16 protein-coding genes are annotated in these 20,157 nt (G+C 72.5%); 11 read left to right on the plus strand and 5 right to left on the minus strand.

The features are described from left to right. Position 1 precedes the first annotated feature (1 nt). A complete protein-coding gene (locus ACTOQ3_RS03330) occupies positions 2-1,996 on the minus strand; it encodes a hypothetical protein (protein WP_440081929.1) in 1,995 nt (664 codons plus the stop codon). A gap of 288 nt (positions 1,997-2,284) precedes the next feature. Between ACTOQ3_RS03330 and ACTOQ3_RS03335 the strand changes: the two genes are divergently transcribed. From ACTOQ3_RS03335 to ACTOQ3_RS03375, 9 genes are all read left to right on the plus strand, one after another. Then, positions 2,285-3,751 (plus strand): amidohydrolase, encoded by a 1,467-nt coding sequence (locus ACTOQ3_RS03335; protein WP_440081930.1) that lies wholly within the window; start codon positions 2,285-2,287, stop codon positions 3,749-3,751. Between the two features lie 205 nt (positions 3,752-3,956). Further along, positions 3,957-6,116, plus strand: coding sequence for a primosomal protein N' (locus ACTOQ3_RS03340; protein ID WP_440081931.1), 2,160 nt, complete (start codon positions 3,957-3,959; stop codon positions 6,114-6,116). A gap of 64 nt (positions 6,117-6,180) precedes the next feature. After that, entirely contained in the window at positions 6,181-7,824 is a 1,644-nt protein-coding gene (locus tag ACTOQ3_RS03345; protein WP_440081932.1) for a hypothetical protein, read from the plus strand. 40 nt (positions 7,825-7,864) lie between these two features. Then, positions 7,865-9,241: a hypothetical protein gene (locus ACTOQ3_RS03350; protein WP_440081933.1), complete on the plus strand. Its 1,377-nt coding sequence runs from the start codon at positions 7,865-7,867 to the stop codon at positions 9,239-9,241. 225 nt (positions 9,242-9,466) lie between these two features. Beyond that, positions 9,467-10,015, plus strand: a complete 549-nt coding sequence (def, locus tag ACTOQ3_RS03355) for a peptide deformylase (RefSeq protein ID WP_440081934.1) — start codon at positions 9,467-9,469, stop codon at positions 10,013-10,015. A 5-nt stretch (positions 10,016-10,020) separates the two neighbouring features. Next, positions 10,021-10,950, plus strand: coding sequence for a methionyl-tRNA formyltransferase (gene fmt, locus ACTOQ3_RS03360; RefSeq protein WP_440081935.1), 930 nt, complete (start codon positions 10,021-10,023; stop codon positions 10,948-10,950). A gap of 5 nt (positions 10,951-10,955) precedes the next feature. After that, positions 10,956-12,560, plus strand: coding sequence for an RsmB/NOP family class I SAM-dependent RNA methyltransferase (locus ACTOQ3_RS03365; RefSeq protein ID WP_440081936.1), 1,605 nt, complete (start codon positions 10,956-10,958; stop codon positions 12,558-12,560). A gap of 156 nt (positions 12,561-12,716) precedes the next feature. Further along, a complete protein-coding gene (gene asnB, locus ACTOQ3_RS03370; RefSeq protein WP_440081937.1) occupies positions 12,717-14,570 on the plus strand; it encodes an asparagine synthase (glutamine-hydrolyzing) in 1,854 nt (617 codons plus the stop codon). Positions 14,571-14,675: 105 nt separating this feature from the next. After that, on the plus strand, positions 14,676-14,900 hold the full coding sequence (locus tag ACTOQ3_RS03375) for a twin-arginine translocase TatA/TatE family subunit (RefSeq protein ID WP_440081938.1): 225 nt from the start codon (positions 14,676-14,678) through the stop codon (positions 14,898-14,900). Positions 14,901-14,984: 84 nt separating this feature from the next. On the opposite strand, the gene ACTOQ3_RS03380 is transcribed toward ACTOQ3_RS03375, so the two are convergent. Further along, positions 14,985-15,746 carry a hypothetical protein gene (locus ACTOQ3_RS03380; protein ID WP_440081939.1) on the minus strand — a complete coding sequence of 254 codons (762 nt, stop codon included), beginning with the start codon at positions 15,744-15,746 and terminating at the stop codon, positions 14,985-14,987. Then, positions 15,743-15,916 carry a hypothetical protein gene (locus tag ACTOQ3_RS03385; RefSeq protein ID WP_440081940.1) on the minus strand — a complete coding sequence of 58 codons (174 nt, stop codon included), beginning with the start codon at positions 15,914-15,916 and terminating at the stop codon, positions 15,743-15,745. The genes ACTOQ3_RS03380 and ACTOQ3_RS03385 overlap by 4 nt, the downstream gene beginning before the upstream one ends. A gap of 270 nt (positions 15,917-16,186) precedes the next feature. Between ACTOQ3_RS03385 and ACTOQ3_RS03390 the strand changes: the two genes are divergently transcribed. Both ACTOQ3_RS03390 and rpe read left to right on the plus strand, forming a co-directional pair. Then, positions 16,187-16,456, plus strand: a complete 270-nt coding sequence (locus ACTOQ3_RS03390; protein WP_440081941.1) for a hypothetical protein — start codon at positions 16,187-16,189, stop codon at positions 16,454-16,456. A gap of 780 nt (positions 16,457-17,236) precedes the next feature. Then, a complete protein-coding gene (rpe, locus tag ACTOQ3_RS03395) occupies positions 17,237-17,893 on the plus strand; it encodes a ribulose-phosphate 3-epimerase (RefSeq protein ID WP_440081942.1) in 657 nt (218 codons plus the stop codon). 196 nt (positions 17,894-18,089) lie between these two features. On the opposite strand, the gene ACTOQ3_RS03400 is transcribed toward rpe, so the two are convergent. Next, positions 18,090-19,148 (minus strand): ABC transporter ATP-binding protein, encoded by a 1,059-nt coding sequence (locus ACTOQ3_RS03400; RefSeq protein WP_440081943.1) that lies wholly within the window; start codon positions 19,146-19,148, stop codon positions 18,090-18,092. Then, entirely contained in the window at positions 19,145-20,155 is a 1,011-nt protein-coding gene (locus ACTOQ3_RS03405) for an ABC transporter ATP-binding protein (protein ID WP_440081944.1), read from the minus strand. Before ACTOQ3_RS03405 ends, ACTOQ3_RS03400 begins: the two co-directional genes overlap by 4 nt. Positions 20,156-20,157 lie beyond the last annotated feature (2 nt).

Below are 20,157 nucleotides of genomic sequence, written 5' to 3' on the forward strand. Positions count from 1 at the left end.
ACTACCCCAAAGGGCTTGGGTTTGTTTGCGTGTTGTCCTTGGCTCCGCCGAAAGCGTTGTTGAGCCGGGTGGCCGCCTCTCCGACGGTGCTGTCGTCTCCGCTGCCCGAGCCGTTGCGAATCATCCAGTCGGCGAGGTTCTTCAATGCCTTCGGGTCCTTGGCCAGTTTGTCGAAGGGGAGCAGGTTGCCGTCCTTTCCGGTGATGGGAGGCCGGTTGAAGGCCGGATCGTTGGGAGGTACCGGATAGGAGAACCCGTAGCGCTTCAACTCGTGAAAGATCCAGTATTCGCGTCCAAGGGTGGCCAGGCGATTACCCTCCTTGAGGGTGTCCAGACGGGTCTTGTCGAGGTCCTTGTACGAGTCGACGGTCTCGCTCGCGGACTTGCCGATCAGCAACCAGATCAGCTCGCCGGCCGGGTCGAACGCCATGCTCGCGCCCGAGGCGTCCAGCGTCGCGGCGGCCCACTGCGAGACGCCGAATCCCACGAGGTCGACTCCCAATCCCATGAGGAGGAAGAGTCGATCCCTCACCTCCTGGTCGTACTCATCCATTTTCCCCTGGACCTCGTTCGCCGCGGCGAACTGCATGCCGGAGACGTAGCCCAGGCTCGCGAAGGTTCTTCCGAGGTGCTTGATGCCCGTCCCGCGGTCCTTGGCGCCCGCCTCGTCCATAAGGTGCCTGGAGAACCTGCCCATTCCCGCGTCGAACGGCTTCATCCGCTCCGCCGAGTCGGCGAAGGTCTTGATGAAACGGTAGGTGTCGCCGGGACTGAGACGGAATTTCGGATGCAGACCGGCGGTGAGCGTGGCGGTTTTCTCGAACGCGCTGTCCTGCGTCCGGTTGGCGTCACCGGCGTCGGCGCCCTCGATGATCTCGGCGGCGTAGGCGCCCGCGAGCATCGACATGAAGATTCTCGCGCCCTTCGCCACCTCCATCGGCTGCCCCTCCGGATTGCGGAAGTCCGCTCCGGTCCGGAGGTCGCCCATGGTCGTCATGGTGTCGAAGGCGAATCGCACCGCCTCGGGGCCGGGGGAGCGCTTCTCGAAGACACCGGATCCGGCGGCGAGCATCCGGCCGAACTCCTTCTCCAGGTCGAAGGCGATCACGTCATGCTCGTTGGGATAGAGCGACACCTGCTCGTTGAGTCCGGAGAACAGGTCCCTGAGATCTCCGGGAGACAGGTCGTTGAACAGTGCCCTGGCCGTTTCCGGATTGTTGGCCAGAGCGGACAGGAAGTGGCTCAGATCGGCGGTCCAGCGTGCCGGAACCCTGCCCTCGGCGGCTTTCTGGACGCGGGGACGTACCACCTCGGTGAACCACTCGGAAGGGAACCTGCCGTGGCCGAGCAGCAGGCCCAGATCGGCCCCCTGTGTCTTCCCGAGGTTTTCCGGTTCCCAGGCCGGGCCGAGCGTTTTCGGCCGCCGGGTCACCGCCGTGGCGAGAGCCTCCCCCATGGTCTTCCAGTGTTTTCGAGCGGATTCTCCGTGGTGGTGATTCAGCTTCCGAAGCGCGGACGCCGCGCCCTTCGGGCCGAGAACGGCGAAGAATCCCGCGGTGAAGTCGGCGTCCTTCCGCCTTTCGGCGAGCCGGTCGAAGATACCGTCGTGGACGTTTTCCGAGGAGAGGGGAGTCGGGTGTCCCCGAGCGGTGAGGGTCTCCGCGAGCCTCTCGCCCTCGTCGGTGGCGAGAGTACGCGTCGTGAGGGCTTTCTCGTCGAAGGCCGTGAGTTCTCCGCCTCCGGGCCCCGGCGTGAGTCCCAGCGGACCGAGCCCTGCCAGGCCCGCGGCCCACTCCTCCAGGAGGTCGGGCTCCTGGATCAGCTGGTTGCGCCTGCGCAGGCGCGGGATCTCCTGGTCCAGCCAGCCTTCGATCTCGCGGATCAGCAGGGCCGCGGACCGGTCGACGTCCACGGAGGAAAGCAACCGGAGGACTGCCGAGAGCTCCTCGCCCACCACTTTCCGCGCCTGCTCCAATGCCGCGATGAATCGCTCCATCAACTCCGGGTTAATTCCCGAGTATTCATCCGAAGATGACCCGTTTTCCGATGACGCGGGCGGTGTCGGCCCCATATCGAAAGTCTCCTGCCGAAGGCGATCCACGTTTACCTTAAGCACCCGGATCGCAGCCTGATAGGACTTCGAGCGCCCGGGAGCGTGGACCGCCGGTTCTGGTCTTTCGCACGAGCGACGGGCGCCACGCTCGACGACGCGAGAAAGAACGACGGCCGGGAAGAATCCGGTACCCGGGAGAGCGCGCGTCGGCTGTGCGCCTAATCTCTGTTCATGTCCTCACCGTCTCCTCGCCTGCTGCTGCGCAACGCGCGGCTGGGTCCCGGCGGCCCGCTCCGCCACGTCCTGATCGCCGGAGGCCGGGTCGCGGAGGTGGCCGCGGAGCCGCCTTCCTGTGACGAGTCGGTCGACACCGGGGGCGCCACCCTCCTGCCGGGCCTGTGGGACGCGCACGTGCACTCCGCGCAGTGGGCGCAGGCCCGGCGCAGGATCGACCTGACCTCGGCGCGGTCGGCGCGGGAGGCGGTCGACCTCGTCGTGCCCCGCTCCGGCGCGCCCGGCGCCTCCGGGTTCACGGTCGGCTACGGCTTCCGCGACGCCCTGTGGCCGGACACGCCGCACAAGTCGCTGCTCCAGGCGGCGGCGCCCGGCCGGCCGATCGTCCTGGTCAGCAATGATCTGCACACCGCCTGGTTCAGCCCGGCCGCGCTGGCGGCGATCGGCAGGGGAGGGCACCCGACGGGGGTGCTGCGCGAGCGCGACTGCTACGACGCGATGGCGGAGATGCCCCCGCCGCCCCGGGAGGAGCTGGACCGCTGGGTGGCCGAGGCCACCACCGCCGCCGCGGCCAGGGGCGTCGTCGGCGTGCTGGACTTCGAGTTCGCCGACAACGTCACCGACTGGAGCCGGCGGGTCCGGTCGGAGCGGATCGACGTCCGGGTCGGCTGCTCGATCCCGGTGAACCGGCTGGAGGAGGCGATCGGCCGCGGGCTGCGCACCGGCGAGCCCGTCGCCGGTTCGGGGGGCCTGCTGGAGGTCGGGCCGGTCAAGACGTTCGTGGACGGGTCGCTGAACACCAGGACCGCCTACTGCGAGGACCCGTACCCCGGCGGCGACGCGCGCGGGCTGCTGGAGACGGCGCCCGAGGAGCTGTACGGCGTCATGGCCCTGGCCGCGGGACACGGGATCGACCCGGCGGTGCACGCGATCGGCGACCTGGCGGTGAACATCGCGCTGGACGCCTTCGAGCGGACCGGTTGCCCGGGGAGGATCGAGCACGCGCAGCTGGTCCGTCCGGAGGACTTCGGGAGGTTCGCCAGGCCCGGCCTCGTCGCGGGCGTGCAACCCGCCCACGCGCCCGACGACCGCGACGTGGCCGACCTGCACTGGTCCGGGCGGACCGGCAGGGCCTTCGCCTACGCCGACCTGCTGGCGGCCGGAGCCGCCATCGAGCTGGGCTCCGACGCCCCGGTGGCGCCGCTCGACCCGTGGGACGGGATCGCCTCGGCGGTGGCCAGGACCGACGACGAGCGGCCGCCGTGGCATCCGGAGCAGGCGATCCCGCTGCAGGCGGCGCTCGCGGCGGCGGCCAGGGGACGCGCCGGGGTGCGTCCCGGCGACCCCGCCGACCTGGTGATCACCGAGTACGACCCGGGCGCGCTGGACGGGGACGGCCTGCGCCGCATGCCGATCCTCGGCACCCTGCTCGGCGGCCGCTGGACCCATCGCCGCTCCATCTGATCCGTCCGGCCGCCTCCCGGCGGCGATCCCGTCGTCGCCGGGCGCCGCCGAGCGTGCCGCGAACGCGTTCTCGAGCTCCACCTGATCCGTCAGACCGGCTGCGGCGGCGATCCCGCCGGAGCCGCCCCCCGTCTTCCCGGCCCGGGAGCCGGCCACCTCGCCCGCCGTCGTCTGGGCGGGTGCCCGGGTCTGGTAGGACAGGTGGGTGACCCACGCCAGCCCCTCGCCGGACGACGACGCCCTGCTGCCGCTCGACGCCGTCCGTGAGCGGTCCGCGCCCGGCGGTCCGGCGAGGGCGCGGGGCGGCGCCGTCAGGTCCGGCAGGACCTCCAGAGTCGTCAGGGCCGCCGGGACGGCCAGGACGGCCGGGGTGGCCGAGCCGGTCAGGGGGGTGCCGAAGCCGGCCGCCGAGCTTCCGGTCGCCCGGGTCGTCGTCGACACGCCGCTGCCGCACCTCGACCGGTTGTTCGACTATCTCGTCCCCGCGCCCCTGGACGCCACCGCCGTGCCGGGGGTCAGGGTCCGCGTCCGGTTCGCGGGCAAGCTCGTCGACGGCTTCCTGCTGGAACGGGCGGAGAGCACCGAGCACGAGGGCAGGCTGACCCGCCTGGAGAGGGTCGTCTCCGCCGAGCCCGTGCTCACCCCGGAGATCGTCGCGCTGGCCCGCGCCGTGGCAGACCACTACGCCGGGACCATGGCCGACGTCCTGCGCCTGGCCGTCCCGCCCCGCCACGCCAGGGTCGAGGCGGAGGCCCCCGCCCCGGTCCCCACGGACCCGGCACAGCCGGTGGGGGCGGGACCGGGACCGTGGGCGGACTATCCGGAAGGGGAGACTTTCCTGGCCGCCCTGGCGAAGGGAGGTTCCCCCCGCGCGGTGTGGACCGCCCTGCCGGGAACCGGCGAGGGCGGGCCGGGGTGGCCGGAGGCGGTCGCCGTCGCCGTACGGGAGACGCTGCGCGGGGGCAGGGGCGCCCTCGTGGTGCTTCCCGACGGCAAGGACGTGGCCCTGCTCGACGCGGCCCTGAGGGACGTCCTGGAGCCCGGCGCGCACGTGGCGCTCACGGCCGACCTCGGGCCCGCCGAGCGCTACCGGCGGTGGCTGCGGGTGGCCAGGGGGCAGGTACGGGTCGCGGCCGGGACCAGGGGCGCGGCGTTCGCCCCGGTCAGGGACCTCGGGCTCGCGATCATCTGGGACGACGGCGACGACCTGCACTCCGAGCGGCTCGCCCCCTACCCCCACGCCAGGGAGGTCCTCGCCCTGCGCGCCCACCGGGCGCGGGCGGGCCTGCTCATCGGGGGGTACGCCCGTACGGCGGAGGCCACCCAGCTCATCGCGGCGGGCTGGGCCGGGCCCATCGTCGCGGCCCGCGGGACGGTCAGGACCAGGGCGCCGAGGGTCCGCCCGGCGGGGGAGGACGCGGAGCTGGCCAGGGACGAGGCCGCCAGGGCCGCCCGGCTGCCCAGCCTCGCCTGGCGGACCCTGCGCGCCGGCCTGGAGAGCGGTCCCGTGCTGGTGCAGGTCCCCCGGCGGGGCTACCTGCCCGCGCTGGCCTGCCAGAGCTGCCGGGCCCCCGCCCGCTGCGGGCACTGCGGCGGCCCGTTCGCGCTGCGCGCCGGCCACGTGGCCCCGTACTGCCGCTGGTGCGGCCGGATCGCCGGCGAGTGGCGCTGCCCGTCCTGTGGCGGTGCCCGGGTGCGGGCCCAGGTGGTCGGCGCCCGGCGCACCGCCGAGGAGCTGGGGCGGGCCTTCCCCTCGGTGCCGGTCAGGACGTCGGGCAGGGACGGGGTGCTCGCCACGGTCGGCGCGGGCCGTGCCCTGGTGGTGGCCACCCCGGGGGCCGAGCCGGTGCCCGAGGGAGGGTACGCGGCGGCGGTGCTGCTGGACGGCTGGGCACTGCTCGGCAGGCCCGACCTGCGCGCCGCCGAGGAGACGCTGCGCCGGTGGATGAACGCGGCGGCCCTGCTGCGGCCCTCGGCCGAGCTGGTCGTGCTGGCCGACTCCTCGCTCGCCGCCGTACAGGCTCTGCTGCGCTGGGATCCGGTCACCCATGCCGAGAGGGAACTAGCTGACAGGACAGAACTCGGTTTCCCCCCGGCGGTGAAAATGGCGACGCTCACCGGATCCCCGGCCGCGGTCAGGGAAATGCTCGGCGAGATGACCCTGCCACCGGAGGCACAGGTGCTCGGTCCCGTCCCGGTGGCCGCTCCCAAGGGGGATCAAGTGCGGGAACGCGCCATGGTGCGGATCGCGCGGGGCTCCGGATCGGCACTGGCCGCGGCGCTGAAAGGGGCCGCCGGAGTACGCTCCGCGCGCAAGGCTCCGGAGGTGGTCAAGGTATGCATTGACCCTCTAGATGTGATTTGAGTAGTTTCCCCGATTCGCGGTGCTGGCAGTAAGCCGTTAATTTTCCCCTGTGTCGATCGAATGGGTGAATCGGGCCGTAGACGACCTGCGCGCGTGGGGGCGTGCGCACGGCCTTGACGTTGACGTGGACGAGGTACGGCTGCTCTGCGACTACGCGAGTGACTATCTGGACGTGAACGAGCTGGGTGACTTCACCCCTGTCGCCTTCGAGGAGCTGCTGCTCAACATCTATCCGCGCAAGGTCATCGCCCCCCCGGAGAGCGCGCCGGAGACCGTCGCCGCCGCCCGTACCCTGGTCGACTTCCTGCTCGCCACCGAGGAGATCGGCGGCAAGATGGCGGTCCGGATGAGGAGCGTCCTCGACCGGATCGAACCCGAGATGCCCATCGCCCTCGCCGACACCTCCCGGTTCGGCATGGCCAAGAGCCTCTTCAGCGCGATGGGCGCCGACTCGCTGGAGCAGGACGCCGGAAGCGCGATCCTCTCCGTCTCCGCGGTTCAGGAGGAGCCCGCCGTCGAGCACTGCGACTGCCCCGGCTGCTCGCCCCTCCCCGCCGTGCGCCTGGCCCCCCGCGAGGTGCTCGCCCGGAGCGCCCTGCGGGTGCCGCTGATCACCGACGCGCGCAGGCTGGTCCAGTGGATGCTCGCCGGGGGCCGCACCCCGACCGTCAAGGGCCGGCTCAGGGTCCGCGACGCCGCCGAGGCGACCGCCCAGCTCTCGGTGACCGACCCCGGCCTGCTGTGGGAGCTCGCGGTGCACACCGGCCTGGTCACGGTCGAGGGCACCGCCATCTTCGACGGCGAGGACTTCGACCCGCTCGACATCTGGGCCGCGACGGTCGAGTTCGTCGTCGAGAAGGAGACCGGCGGCGCCGTGACGGGCGACGTCTCCCTCGACGAGGAGCTCTACGGCCTGTGCGACATGCTCTACCGCCTCCAGGCCCCCGTGCCGATCCCCCTCGTCAAGGAGTACATGGAGGAGATCGGCCTGGTCGAGGGAGGCGAGATCGACATCCCCGAGGCCGTCAGGCGGCTCGCCTACTGCGGGATGGCCGAGCCGGGCGAGGAGCTGCTCGAGCTCACCCCGCTGGCCCTGTGGGGACTGCACGAGCTCTACACCGACCTGGGCATCGAGGCGCCCGAGGCGCCCGACCTGACCACCGCCGACGCGCCCGAGCTCATCGAGGGGCTGCTCTCCGGCATGCCCGCCGAGATGGCCGAGGCCGACATCGGGGGCTGGCTGGAGAACAGGACCCCGGCGCAGGCGGTCACCGAGCTGCTCGGCTCCGTCTCCGGCGCGCCCTCGGTCGCCAGGGGCGTCGCGGTGACGATCGTCGACCGCCTCGGCCCCGACGCCGAGGAGGCGGTGCGCGCCTTCCTGGAGGAGCCGGAGCTGCGCCCGCACGCCATCCACTGGCTGAGCACGCGAGGCCTGGCGGCCCCCGCCCTCACCCAGGAGGAGGTGCTCTGGATGAGCGTGGACATGCTCGCCCTGGCCATGCCCGCCGCCGAGGAGGATCCGGAGACGTTCGCCGAGAACATGTCAGCCTCCGGCCCCCCGTCACACGTGATCGAGGAGATGTGGCGGGTCGACCATCCCGAGGTCGTCGACGTCCTTGAGCTGCTCGGACGCTCTCTGAGAGATCACGGAGCGGCCAAGGCGGCCCGCAAGGCGGCTTTCAAGGCGCGTTCCCGCGCCATCGGCTGAGCCGTGTATGCGTGAGGCGCGAGTGCAGTAAGTTTCACGGGTGGCAAAGAGCGGGAACAGTGGGAACGTCTTCGACATCGGCGAACTGCGCAGGCTGGTCGACGAGCTGGGAACGGCACCCCGCGAGCTGCGGGCGGCCGTTCTGGAGGAGTCCGTCACCGCCACGGGCCGCGAGTGCCCCCCGCGCGGCGACGCGCTGAGCTTCCCCCCCGTCGACCTCGCCGCCGACACGGAGCTGGCCGCGCTGGTGCCGCACGTGCCGCTGGTGATCGACGCCCGGCGCCTGGCCGCCTGGACCGGCACCCGCCAGGTGACCCCCGAGGGCCTGCTGCCCGACCCGTTCGCGCCGTGCGCCGAGCTCGGCCTGCCCGGCCCCGCCCGGCTGCACCTGCTCTGGGTGGTCGCCGTCAACACCGGCATGCTCCGCATCTCCCGGGGCCGGGTGACGCCCGGCCCGCTCGTGCTCTCTCCCGACCTGCCGCCCCGGGCGCTGCTGGGGTTCTGGGACGGAGTGGTCATGGACGTCCTCGACCGCGCCGACGACGACCTCACCGGGTCCCCGGTGATCGACGACCACCTGGCCGAGATGCTCGCCACGCTGTACGCCGTGCGCGAGGGTCTGTCCACCGCGACCCTGGTCAAGGGCATCCTGCAGTCGCACCAGGTGGCCTGCGGGGCCCGCCAGGCGGAGATGCGGGTGCTGGCCCGCGCGCTCCCGGCCCAGCTGGAGTCGGCCCTGTCGCTCCTGGGCTACTGCGGGCTGGTCGAGACCTCGGAGGAGGGCCGGCCCCGGCTGACCCCGCTCGGCATGTGGGCCGTCCGCCAGGACCTGATGCGCGAGGGCCACGACGCGCCGACGGGCGCCGAGGTCGCCGTCTTCACCGACCTCGGCGCGGCCGAGCTGGTCGAGGCGATCATGAAGGGCTCCGCCGCGCCCAGTGCCGTCACCGTGTGGCTGGAGTCCCGCCATCCCGAGGCCGCCGCCCGCGAGCTGGTCAAGGTCGCCGCCTCGGGCACGGCCGGCCGCCGCGGCGCCGCGGGCACGATCCTGGAGGAGCTCGGCCCCGAGGCCGAGGCCCCGCTCAGGGAGGCGCTCTCCGAGCCCGCCATGTGGCGCTACGCCGCCTCCTGGCTGCACATCCGGGACCTGCCCGCGCCCGCCCTCACGCCCGCCGACAACACCTGGCTGGCGGTCGACTCGCTCGCCTCGCTCCTGGAGCGCGGCGACGCCTCCGAGGCGATCTGCGAGTTCGACGCTCTCGAACCCGGCGAGGACCTCGTCCGCGTGATCGAGGAGATGGCCATGGTGGACCACCCCGACACCTTCGCCGTCCTGGACCTGCTGGGTTCCCGCCACGGCGACGCGGCGGTGGCCAAGTCCGCACGCAAGGCCGCCATGAAGGCCCGCTCCCGCTGACCTGACCGGGTCTCCTCCCGCTCCCGGCGGCGGCCCGCCGGGCCGGTCCCGTGCCCGCTCCGGGAGGAGATCCGGGGCCGGTCCAGGTGGAGGCCCGTGCCCGCTCCGGGTGAAGGCTCGGGGCCGATTCTGGAGAGAGCCCGCGCCCGGTCCGGGTGAAGGCCCGGGGGAGGCGGCCGCCGCCCTTAGACTGGGGCAATCCCCTGAAGCGTGAGGAGATCCCTGTTGGCCATTCAGCCGATCCGCCTTTTCGGCGACCCGGTACTGCGCACCGCGGCCGAGCCGGTCAAGGACTTCGACAAGGAGCTGCGCAAGCTCGTCAAAGACCTCACCGACACGATGATGGACGCGCCGGGAGCCGGTCTGGCGGCGCCGCAGATCGGAGTCGGGCTGCGGGTCTTCACCTACTACGTGGACGACCAGCTCGGGCACCTGATCAATCCCGACCTCGACCTGTCGGACGACAAGGACGAGGAGGGCGAGGAGGGCTGCCTGTCGTTCCCCGGCCTGTCCTTTCCCACGCCCAGGTCGATCCGGGCCGTGGCGACCGGTTTCACCATGCACGGCGAGCCGGTGACCATCGAGGGCACCGACCTGATGGCCCGCTGCTTCCAGCACGAGACCGATCACCTGGACGGCGTGCTGTTCATCGACCGGCTGGACCTCAAGCAGCGCAAACTCGCCATGAAGGCGATCCGCGAGGCCGACTGGAACGGGGGGTCGGCCCCCGCGTTCAAGATCTCCCCGCACCCCACCCAAGGGAAGGCTCTGTAGGAACCTTGCGCCTGGTCTTCGCCGGAACCCCGGACACCGCCCTGCCCTCGCTGCGGGCCCTGATCGACTCGCCTCGCCACGACGTCGTCGCCGTCGTCACGCGCCCGGACGCCCAGTCGGGCCGGGGCCGCAAGGTCCATCCGAGCCCCGTCGCCGAGCTCGCCGAGGAGGCGGGCATCGAGGTGCTCAGGCCGCCCAAGGCGGGTGACCCGGAGTTCCTCGACCGGCTCAGGGAGCTCGGCCCCGACTGCTGCCCGGTGGTCGCCTACGGCGCGCTCCTGCCGCAGGCAGCCCTGGACATCCCCCGGTACGGCTGGGTCAACCTCCACTTCTCGCTGCTGCCGGCCTGGCGCGGCGCGGCACCGGTGCAGCACGCCGTGCTCCACGGTGACGCGATCACCGGCGCGGCCACCTTCCAGATCGTCAAGGAGCTGGACGCGGGCCCGGTCTACGGTGTGGTCACCGAGGAGATCCGCCCCGCCGACACCAGCGGCGGGCTGCTCGCCCGGCTCGCCGAGTCAGGCGCCGGGCTGCTGGCCGCCACCCTCGACGGGATCGAGGACGGCAAGCTGGAGGCCGTGCCGCAGCCCGCGGAGGGGGTGAGCCTCGCCCCCAAGATCGGCGTCGACGACGCCAGGGTCGACTGGGCCGCGCCCGCCATGCGGGTCGACCGCCTGGTCCGCGCCTGCACCCCCGCTCCGGGGGCGTGGACCGAGTTCCGCGGCCAGCGCGTCAAGATCGGTCCGGTGCGACCGGTTCCCGACGCCTCCGGCCTGGCCCCCGGCCAGATCGCGGCGTCCAAGAACTCCGTCCTGGTGGGCACCGCCACCTACCCGGTCGAGCTGGGCGAGGTGCAGCCGCAGGGCAAGCGCCTGATGGGCGCGGGGGAGTGGGCCCGCGGCGTGCGGCCCACCGACGAGGATCGGCTGGCCTGAAGATCATGAGCAGTGGTAACGGCCGTAACGTCCCGCGCGGCGGGGATCACGGCCCGGCGGGCCGCTCACGCGGCGCCGGGGGCAGGGGCGGCGGCAGAGGCGGGCGCCCGCCCAAGCCGGTCCGCGACGAGGCGCGCAACGCCGCGTACGACCTGATGCGCGCCGTCGACGAGCGGGACGCCTACGCCAACCTGCTGATGCCCGCGCTGCTGCGCGATCGCCGCCTCTTCGGGCGCGACGCGGGCCTGGCCACCGAGCTGGCCTACGGCACCCTGCGCGGCCTCGGCACCTACGACGAGATCATCGCGGCCTGCAGCGACCGGGCGCCGGAGGACGTCGACCCGCCGCTGCTCGACGCCGTCCGCCTGGGCGTGCACCAGCTGCTCAAGACGCGGGTCCCCCCGCACGCCGCCGTCGGCACCACGGTCGACCTGGTGCGGCTGCGGGTGGGCATCGGCGCCTCGAAGTACGCCAACGCCGTGCTGCGCAAGGTCTCCACCCGTTCCCTGGAGCAGTGGATCCCGATCGTGGCGCCCGACCCGGCCGACGACCCGGTGGGGCACCTGGCGGTGGCGTACAGCCACCCGAGATGGATCGTCAACGCCCTGCGCGACGCGGTGGGCGGCGACTTCGACGAGACGGCCGCCCTGCTCGCGGCCGACAACGAGCGTCCCAAGGTGACCCTGGTCGCCCGTCCCGGCCGCTCGTCGGTGAAGGAGCTCCTCGACGCGGGCGCCGAACCCGCCAGATACTCCCCGTACGCGGCCTACCTGCCCGAGGGCGACCCCGGTACGGTCCTCGCCGTGGCCGAGTCGCGCGCGGCCGTCCAGGACGAGGCCAGCCAGCTCGTCGCGCTCGCCCTGACGCGGGTCCCGGTGGAGGGATCCGACTCCCGCTGGCTCGACCTGTGCGCGGGTCCCGGCGGCAAGGCGGGCCTGCTCGACGCCATCGCGACCCGCGGCGACGAGGCGGGCCTGGGCGCCGGTGCCGGGGTGCCCGTGCCGGCCGCGGCGCCTGCCCCGGTCGCGGACACGGCCTCGGTCACGGGCACGGTCACGGGTTCCGGCGTGCTCCCCGTCGCGGGTTCCGGTCCGGGCGCCGGGCCGGTGGCCTTCCCCGGCGGGGCGCGGCTGCTCGCCGCCGAGCTGCAGTACCACCGGGCGCGGCTGGTGTGGCAGACGACCCGGCAGGCCGCGGTGATCACCGCGGACGGCACCGCGCCCGCCTGGCGGCCCGGGGCCTTCGACCGGGTCATGCTCGACGCCCCCTGCACCGGCCTGGGCGCGCTGCGCCGCCGCCCCGAGGCCCGCTGGCGCCGCGATCCCCGGAGCCTCCCCGAACTGGGCAGGCTCCAGCGCGCCCTGCTCGACTCGGCGATCGACGCGGTCCGGCCCGGCGGCGTCGTCGCGTACGTGACCTGCTCGCCGCACCTGGCCGAGACCGTCACCGTGGTCGGCGACGTCCTGCGCCGCCGCGACGACGTCGAGGCGCTGGACGCCCGCGACCACCTCCCCGAGGTGGAGGGGCTGGGGGAGGGGCCGTACGCGCGGTTCTGGCCGCACCGGCACGGCACCGACGCCATGTTCCTGGCCCTGTTGCGCCGCCGCTGAGCGGGGCGCAGGCTCCCGGCCCCGCTCCCCGGAGAGGGGCGCCGGGAGCGCCGGGAGCATCGTCGCAGCTCAGGGCGTTCTGCCTGGGCATATATGGGCACTTTGCGCCGTTCGACTGGATATAACTGCTTCCGAACGGGACGCGGGGGTGTCCGGATGTGCGGAATCTGTGGATGGGTGGACTTCGAGCGCGATCTCCGGGAATCAGGGGCCGCCGCGCAGGCCATGACCGACACCATGGCCTGCCGCGGACCCGACGACGAGGGGTTGTGGCTCGCCCCGCACGCGGCGATGGGTCACCGGCGTCTGGCGATCATCGACATCGAGGGCGGACGCCAGCCGATGATCGCCGATGAGGACGGGCAACCGCTCGCCGTCCTCACCTACAGCGGCGAGATCTACAACTACGTCGAGTTACGCGCGGAGCTGACCGCCCACGGCCACCGCTTCCGGACGCGGAGCGACACCGAGGTCCTCCTGCGGGCCTACCTCGAGTGGGGCGAGGACCTCGCCGAACGGCTGAACGGCATGTTCGCCTTCGGGATCTGGGACACCCGCAAGGAGGAGCTGCTGCTCGTCCGGGACCGGATGGGCATCAAGCCGCTGTACTACTACCCGCTCCCGAGCGGCGTGCTGTTCGGCTCCGAGCCCAAGGCGATCCTGGCCAACCCCCTCATCGGGACGCCCACGGTCGACGCGGACGGCCTGCGCGAGCTGATCGCCTTCGTCAAGACCCCGGAACGCGCCGTCTACCAGGGCATGTACGAGGTCCGCCCCGGCCACACCGTCCGGGTGACCCGCGACTTCCTGTGCCGCCGCCCCTACTGGCGGCTGGAGTCCCACGACCACCCCGACGACCTCGCCACCACCGTCGGGACGGTACGCGAGCTGCTGGACGACATCGTCACCCGCCAGCTCATCTCCGACGTGCCGCTGTGCACCCTGCTCTCCGGCGGCCTCGACTCCAGCACCGTCACGGCGCTCGCCGCGCTCGGCCTGGAGGGACACGGCGCCGGGAAGGTCCGGTCGTTCTCCGTCGACTTCACCGGATACAGCGAGAACTTCAAGCCCGACGAGATGCGCGACACTCCCGACACGCCGTACGTGCACGACGTCGTGCGGCACATCGGCGCCGACCACACCGACATCGTCCTGGACTCCTCCGATCTCATGGACCCCGCGGTGCGCGCCGCGGTCCTGAGGGCACGTGACCTGCCGATCGGCATCGGCGACATGGACACCTCTCTCTACCTGCTGTTCCGCGCCATCCGGGGCCATTCCACGGTGGCGCTGTCCGGCGAGTCCGCCGACGAGGTCTTCGGCGGCTACCGGTGGTTCTTCGACCCCGAGGCGGTCTCCGCGGACACCTTCCCGTGGCTGGTGTCCCCCGGGTTCGGGCGGTTCGCCGGGGTGGGGGCGCTCCTCGACGAGGACCTGACCCACAAGCTGGACATTCCCGGCTACCGCGCGGACAGCTACCGGCAGGCGCTCGACGAGGTGCCCCGGCTGCCGGGCGAGGATGGCCTGGAGCGGCGCATGCGGGAGATCTCCTACCTGCACCTCACCCGGTTCGTGCAGATCCTGCTGGACCGCAAGGACCGCATGAGCATGGCCGTCGGGCTGGAGGTCCGGGTGCCGTTCTGCGACCACCGGCTGGTGGAGTACGTCTTCAACGCCCCCTGGGCGATGAAGACCTTCGACGGGCAGGAGAAGAGCCTGCTGCGCGCCGCCGCCGCGGACGTCCTGCCGCCCTCGGTCGTCGGGCGCCGCAAGAGCCCCTACCCCTCGACGCAGGACCCCTCCTACGAGGAGGCCGTCCGCGCGGAGGCCTCCCGGCTGCTCGGCGACGGGAACCTGGCCGCCGCCCCGCTGATCGATCCGGACAAGGTACGGGCCGTGATCGACCGGCCCGAGGCGGCCGGTGGCCCCCCGGGCAGCCGGGCGTCGCTGGAGGGGCTTCTCCAGTTCAACGCCTGGCTGGAGAGGTACCGCGTCCGGGTCGACATCTGACCCGCGCCCCCGTGCCGCCCGCCCGCGGCGGCACCGCGCCGAACCCCCGTCCCGGCCGGCTCCGGCCCCCGGGGCGGGAACGCACCACCGGAAGGAGGTCGCCTCATGGCCGACCTGGGACTGCCCGAGCTGCTCATCATCGTGGCGGTGTTCGTCCTGCTGTTCGGTTCCGCGAGGCTGCCCGACGCCGCCAGGTCGGTGGGCCGCTCCCTGCGCGTCTTCAAGACCGAGGTGAACAGGCCGGACGACGCTCCACCGCCTCCCGGCGAGACCGGAGAGACCGGCGGACGGGACGAGCCGCCGCTCGTTCCGCCCGCTTCCCCCGTATGACCCCGGGCGACCTCGGGTGACCGGGTGACCTCGGGCGACCGGATGATCCCGGGTGACCGGATGACCCCGGTTGACCCCGGACCGTCAGCGCGGCCGGGGCGTGTAGAAGAGCCTCATCCCGTCCCTGCCGGCGGAGCCGCCCCGGGCCAGGTCGGTGAGGATCCGGCCGTGGATATCCATCACGCTCGCCGCGTGGCCCTCGCCGTGGCGGCGCCACACCAGCAGATGGTCCTCGTCGTACCAGCGGATCGGATACCGCATGCTCGTCTCGATCCGGACGAGCGCGGCCCCGGTGGCGGCGTCGTGCACGCAGAGCTCCCGGGGACGGTCCGGGCACCACCCGGCCAGCCGCCGCCCACTGGGAGAGTACGGGTCGAGGATCTCCCCGTCCGGCCTTCCCAGCCCGGGCACGGCGGACGGTGGGGCGCCGTCGGTGCCGAACGTGCGCAGCTCGTAGGAGTCGTACCCCTCACCCAGGTCGGTGTAGGGGTCGCCGAGGCCGAGTCCCTCCCGGTGCCGGAGCACCGCGCCGGTCCGGCGAGCAGGCGGCGGCGGTCGGGGCCGGAGGTGACGGCGCGGGGGGAGGGCGAACGATATCGCCTCCTTCTCCGGGGAGTAGACGATCGCGCTGATCCGAGGCTCCCGGTGGAACTCGCGCCACTGGTCCTGCGCCCACGACCAGCCGGTCACCACGGCACCCGCGATGATCGTCGCGAGTCCTCCGGCGACGGTGAGCCCGAGCCACTTGAACGGCCGGGCGGCCTTCGCCGGCGGGGTCTCCTCGGCGGCGTCCCCGGCCGGTCGCTCGTCTCCGGCCGGTTGCCCGGAGGACGTCCGCGTCGTCACGGATTCCCCTTCCCCGCCGGGTCCGGCTCGCGCAGGCGCCCGCTCACGATCCGCCCGGCGTGCCGGAGCAGGGCACGGTCGCCGAAGGCCTCCACCGTGACGATGACGCGGCCCTCCCTGAGGATGACCGCGTCCTCGGCCGCGTCGAAGTAGCCGGCGTGCTCCGCCACACCCGACCCGTCCCGACGACCGGCTGATCGACCTGACCCCCACGAGATCGCCCTGTCCGTCGCCCGAGAGGATCAACGCCTCGTCGGTGACCACCCGGGAGGGGGCGTGGTGGACGAGGGCGTCGGCGAGGACCAGGCCGCTCCCGTCCACGACCGTGATCGCGCCGGGGAACGTCACGAAGGAGACGCCCTCGTCCAGGACCAGTTCCGGGTCGCCGGACGGGGGGCCGGTGTCGCCAGCGGACGCGTTCGGTGGCGGGGTCGAGGCCGGTGAGCGAGGTACGGCGGTCCTCGCACCGGCCCAGCGCGACCGCCAGCCTCTCGTCCGCGAGCGAGTACGACCGGACGACGCCGTTCTCGCCGGCCCTGGGCAGGGCGGCGCTCACGCAGTCGCCGGGCAGGGCCGTCTCCCGCACGACCGTCCCGTCGTGCGGGTCCAGCGCGCGCATCGTCCGGAGGGCGGGGACCTCGACGAGGACCTTCCCCGCCGCCGCGCCCACGAGGTGGAAGAACGGCCGTGCCGGGCCGTCCCCGGCGTAGCCCGAGAGGACGCTCCAGGTTCGCAGGCCGGTCAGGGCATCGATCACGGTGATGCGCCGCCGGTCGTCGGGGCGGTGCGGGTCGCCCGGCCCGGACGTGGTCTCGATCACGAGGTGGCGGCCGGTGGAGGCGGTGTTCGGTTCTTCCTCCCAGCGGTCCTCCCCCGCGTTCACGGACTTCCCGAACTTCTCCACCAGCACGTCGAACGTGTCCGGGGATTCGTCTTCACAGGCGCTTTTCCACAGGATCCGGCCGGTGCCGAAAACCCTCGCGCTGACGATCCTGTCCTTTTCGGAAACGCGGATTCCGGCGATCGGTGACGGTTCGACGGTGCGTGGCCGGGACGCCGGAGCCCCGGCGGGCACGGCGAGGAGGACGACGGCGACGGCCGCGAGGGCGAGGGCCGAGCGCAGGCGGTGGCGGTGGCGGAGAGGGGGCATTGCCGTCCGGTTCCGGTGGGCGGGACGGGGTGGAGGCCGCCGGACCTCGCTCCCGTCTCTTTCGATGACTTTCGGATAATCCGGAAGGGAAATTACCCCAGCGGTTCGCGGTTCGCGGTTCGCCGGGAGATTGTGAAATCGCGTCCGGTGGAATTTCCGGCCGCGCGTGGATTCGATAATTAAAATGTCTTGTTTATAATGATTTTTAGTAAATAAGGGATTGGTGGACGTGGCCGCTCACCCGCCGCGCCGCCCGGCCCGCGAGGTCTTCGCGCCTCGGCCCGGCTCCGCCCCACGGGAAGGACGGGCGGCGGGCCCTCGCCGCTAGAATCGGCGAATCATGGCCGTACAGATCTCGCCCAGCATCCTGTCCGCCGACTTCGCCCGCCTCGCCGAGGCGGCCGCGGCGGTGCCCAACGCCGACTGGCTGCACGTGGACGTCATGGACAACCACTTCGTGCCCAACCTGACCCTCGGGCTGCCGGTCGTCGAGTCCCTGCTCAAGGCGACCTCGACGCCACTCGACTGCCACCTCATGATCGAAGACCCGGATCGCTGGGCCCCCTCGTACGCCGAGGCGGGGGCCGGGAGCGTCACCATCCACGTGGAGGCGGCCAAGGCGCCGGTTCGCACGCTGCGCCAGATCCGCCGGGCGGGCGCCCGCGCGGGCCTGGCACTGAACCCCGCCACCCCCGTCGAGCCGTACGAGGACCTGCTCGGCGAGCTCGACATGCTGCTGCTGATGACCGTCGACCCCGGTTTCGGCGGGCAGAGGTTCCTCGACATGGTGCTGCCCAAGATCCGCAGGACCCGCGAGCTCGTCGACCGGCACGGCGGCCAGGTGTGGCTCCAGGTGGACGGCGGCGTCTCCGACGAGACGATCGAGCGCTGCGCGGAGGCGGGCGCCGACGTCTTCGTGGCGGGCAACGCCGTCTATGGCGCCGAAGACCCGGCCCGCGCGGTCGACGGCCTGCGCGCCCTGGCCACCAGGAGCTGACCGGGAGACCGGCCGAGCGACGACGAGACGACGAAGGGCGGGCCCGGACGGGCCCGCCCTTCGTCGTCGGAGACTCATCGCGACCTTCTGGCCCGCCTGGCCCGCCTGGCCCGCCGCGACCTCCGGAAGACCGCGATCGGACACGGTGGACCGGAGACGCGGGCTGGGGGACGCGGGCGGGGGAGAGGCGGCGCGGTCAGCCCTGCAGCGCCGGGTCCAGCACCACGTCCCGGCCGTGCACGGTCGGCTGCTCGGGGAAGTGGCAGGCGGTCAGGTGACCCTCCTTGTTCCCCTCCAGCCTGACCAGCGGGGGCTCCTCGGTCGCGCACTTGTCCTGGGCCTTCCAGCAGCGGGTGCGGAAGCGGCAGCCGGACGGCGGGTTGATCGGGGAGGGGACGTCCCCGGCCAGGCGGATGCGCTCGCGCGGCTCCCCGTCCTCCATCACCTCGGGCACCGCCGACAGCAGCGCGTGGGTGTAGGGGTGGCGGGGGTGCTCGTACAGGGAGGCGCGGTCGGCGATCTCGACGATTTTGCCGAGATACATGACCGCGACCCGCTGGGAGAAGTGCCGCACGATCGCCAGGTCGTGCGCGATGAACAGGAACGCGATGCCCATGTCCCGCTGGAGCTGCTGGAGCAGGTTGACGACCTGCGCCTGGATGGAGACGTCGAGGGCGGAGACCGGCTCGTCCGCGATGATCAGCTTGGGGTTCAGGGAGAGCGCTCGGGCCACCCCGATGCGCTGCCGCTGGCCGCCGGAGAACTCGTGCGGGAAGCGGTTGAAGTGCTCGGGGTTGAGCCCGACGATCTCCAGGAGCTCGCGGACCCGGTTGTCCCTGCCGCCAGGGGGGTTGATGCCGTTGATCTCCATCGGGCCGCCGACGATGGTGCCCACCGTGTGCCGGGGGTTCAGCGACGAGTACGGGTCCTGGAAGATCATCTGGATCTCGGCCCGGATCGGCTTCAGCTCCTTGCGCCTGGCGTGGCCGATCTCCCGTCCGGCGTACTTGATGCTGCCCTCGGTGGGCTCCAGCAGCCGGGACGCCAGCCGTCCGGCGGTGGACTTGCCGCAACCGGACTCGCCGACCAGGCCGAGCGTCTCGCCGGCGTGCACGGTCAGGTCGATGCCGTCCACCGCGTGGACCTTGCCGACCTGGTGTTTGAAGATGACACCGCCCATCACCGGGAAGTGCTTCTTCAGGCCGGACAGCTCCAGCAGCGCCTCGCCGCGGGATTCACCGGTTGTCTCGCTCACTTTTGGATCTCCCTCTTCTGGGCGAGGGTCAGGTAGCACGCGTCGCCGTGGCCGCGGTGCGGGGACAGTTCGGGCCGCTCGGAGCGGCACAGCCCGGGACCGGCCAGCTCCATGTAGTCGCACCGGGGGTGGAAGGGGCAGCCGGGCGGGACGTTGATCAGGCTGGGCGGGGTGCCGCGGACCGGCCGGAGCGGTATGTCCACCGAGGCGTTCAGGCGGGGCATGGAGGCCAGCAGGCCCCAGGTGTAGGGGTGGCGGGGCTCGTGGAGGACCTCCCTGACGGTCCCGCGCTCCACCGCCCGCCCGGCGTACATCACCAGCACGTCGTGCGCGGTGTTGGCGACCACGCCGAGGTCGTGGGTGATCAGGATGATCGAGGCCCCCGTCTGGTCCTGGAGCTCCTTGAGCAGGTCCAGGATCTGGGCCTGCACGGTCACGTCCAGGGCGGTGGTGGGCTCGTCGGCGATCAGCAGGTCCGGGTCGCACACCAGCGCCATCGCGATCATCGCGCGCTGCCGCATGCCGCCGGAGAACTGGTGGGGATAGTCGTCCACCCTGGTCTTCGGCTGGGGGATGCCGACCCGCGTCAGCATCTCGATCGCGCGGTCCCTGGACTCGGCGCGGCTCGCGCCGGTGTGCTTGCGGTAGACCTCGGAGATCTGCTTGCCGATGGTGTGGTACGGCGAGAGCGAGGTCAGCGGGTCCTGGAAGATCATCGCGACCTTGTTGCCGCGCAGCTTCTCCATGGTGGAGCGGGAGGCGCCGATCAGCTCCTCGCCGTCCAGCCGGATCTCCCCGCCGATCTTGGTGGTCTCCGGGTTGTGCAGGCCGAGCACGGTCAGGTTGGTCACCGACTTGCCCGAGCCGGACTCGCCGACGATGCCCAGCGTGGTGCCCTTCTCCACGTCGAAGGAGAGCCCGTCCACCGCGTGGACGACGCCGTCCTCGGTGTGGAAGTCGACGGTCAGGTCACGGACCGAGAGGAACGGAGTTGACGCTTTCTTCAAGG

It is taken from the genome of Streptosporangium sp. LJ11, from assembly GCF_051918945.1.
Lineage (GTDB): Bacteria > Actinomycetota > Actinomycetes > Streptosporangiales > Streptosporangiaceae > Streptosporangium.

Coding starts and splice junctions, on each gene's coding strand:
- asnB (WP_440081937.1), top strand. CDS start 12,717: ATGTGCGGAATCTGTGGATGGGTGGACTTCGAGCGCGATCTCCGGGAA.
- rpe (WP_440081942.1), top strand. CDS start 17,237: ATGGCCGTACAGATCTCGCCCAGCATCCTGTCCGCCGACTTCGCCCGC.
- ACTOQ3_RS03335 (WP_440081930.1), top strand. CDS start 2,285: ATGTCCTCACCGTCTCCTCGCCTGCTGCTGCGCAACGCGCGGCTGGGT.
- ACTOQ3_RS03365 (WP_440081936.1), top strand. CDS start 10,956: ATGAGCAGTGGTAACGGCCGTAACGTCCCGCGCGGCGGGGATCACGGC.
- ACTOQ3_RS03375 (WP_440081938.1), top strand. CDS start 14,676: ATGGCCGACCTGGGACTGCCCGAGCTGCTCATCATCGTGGCGGTGTTC.
- ACTOQ3_RS03330 (WP_440081929.1), bottom strand. CDS start 1,996: ATGGAGCGATTCATCGCGGCATTGGAGCAGGCGCGGAAAGTGGTGGGC.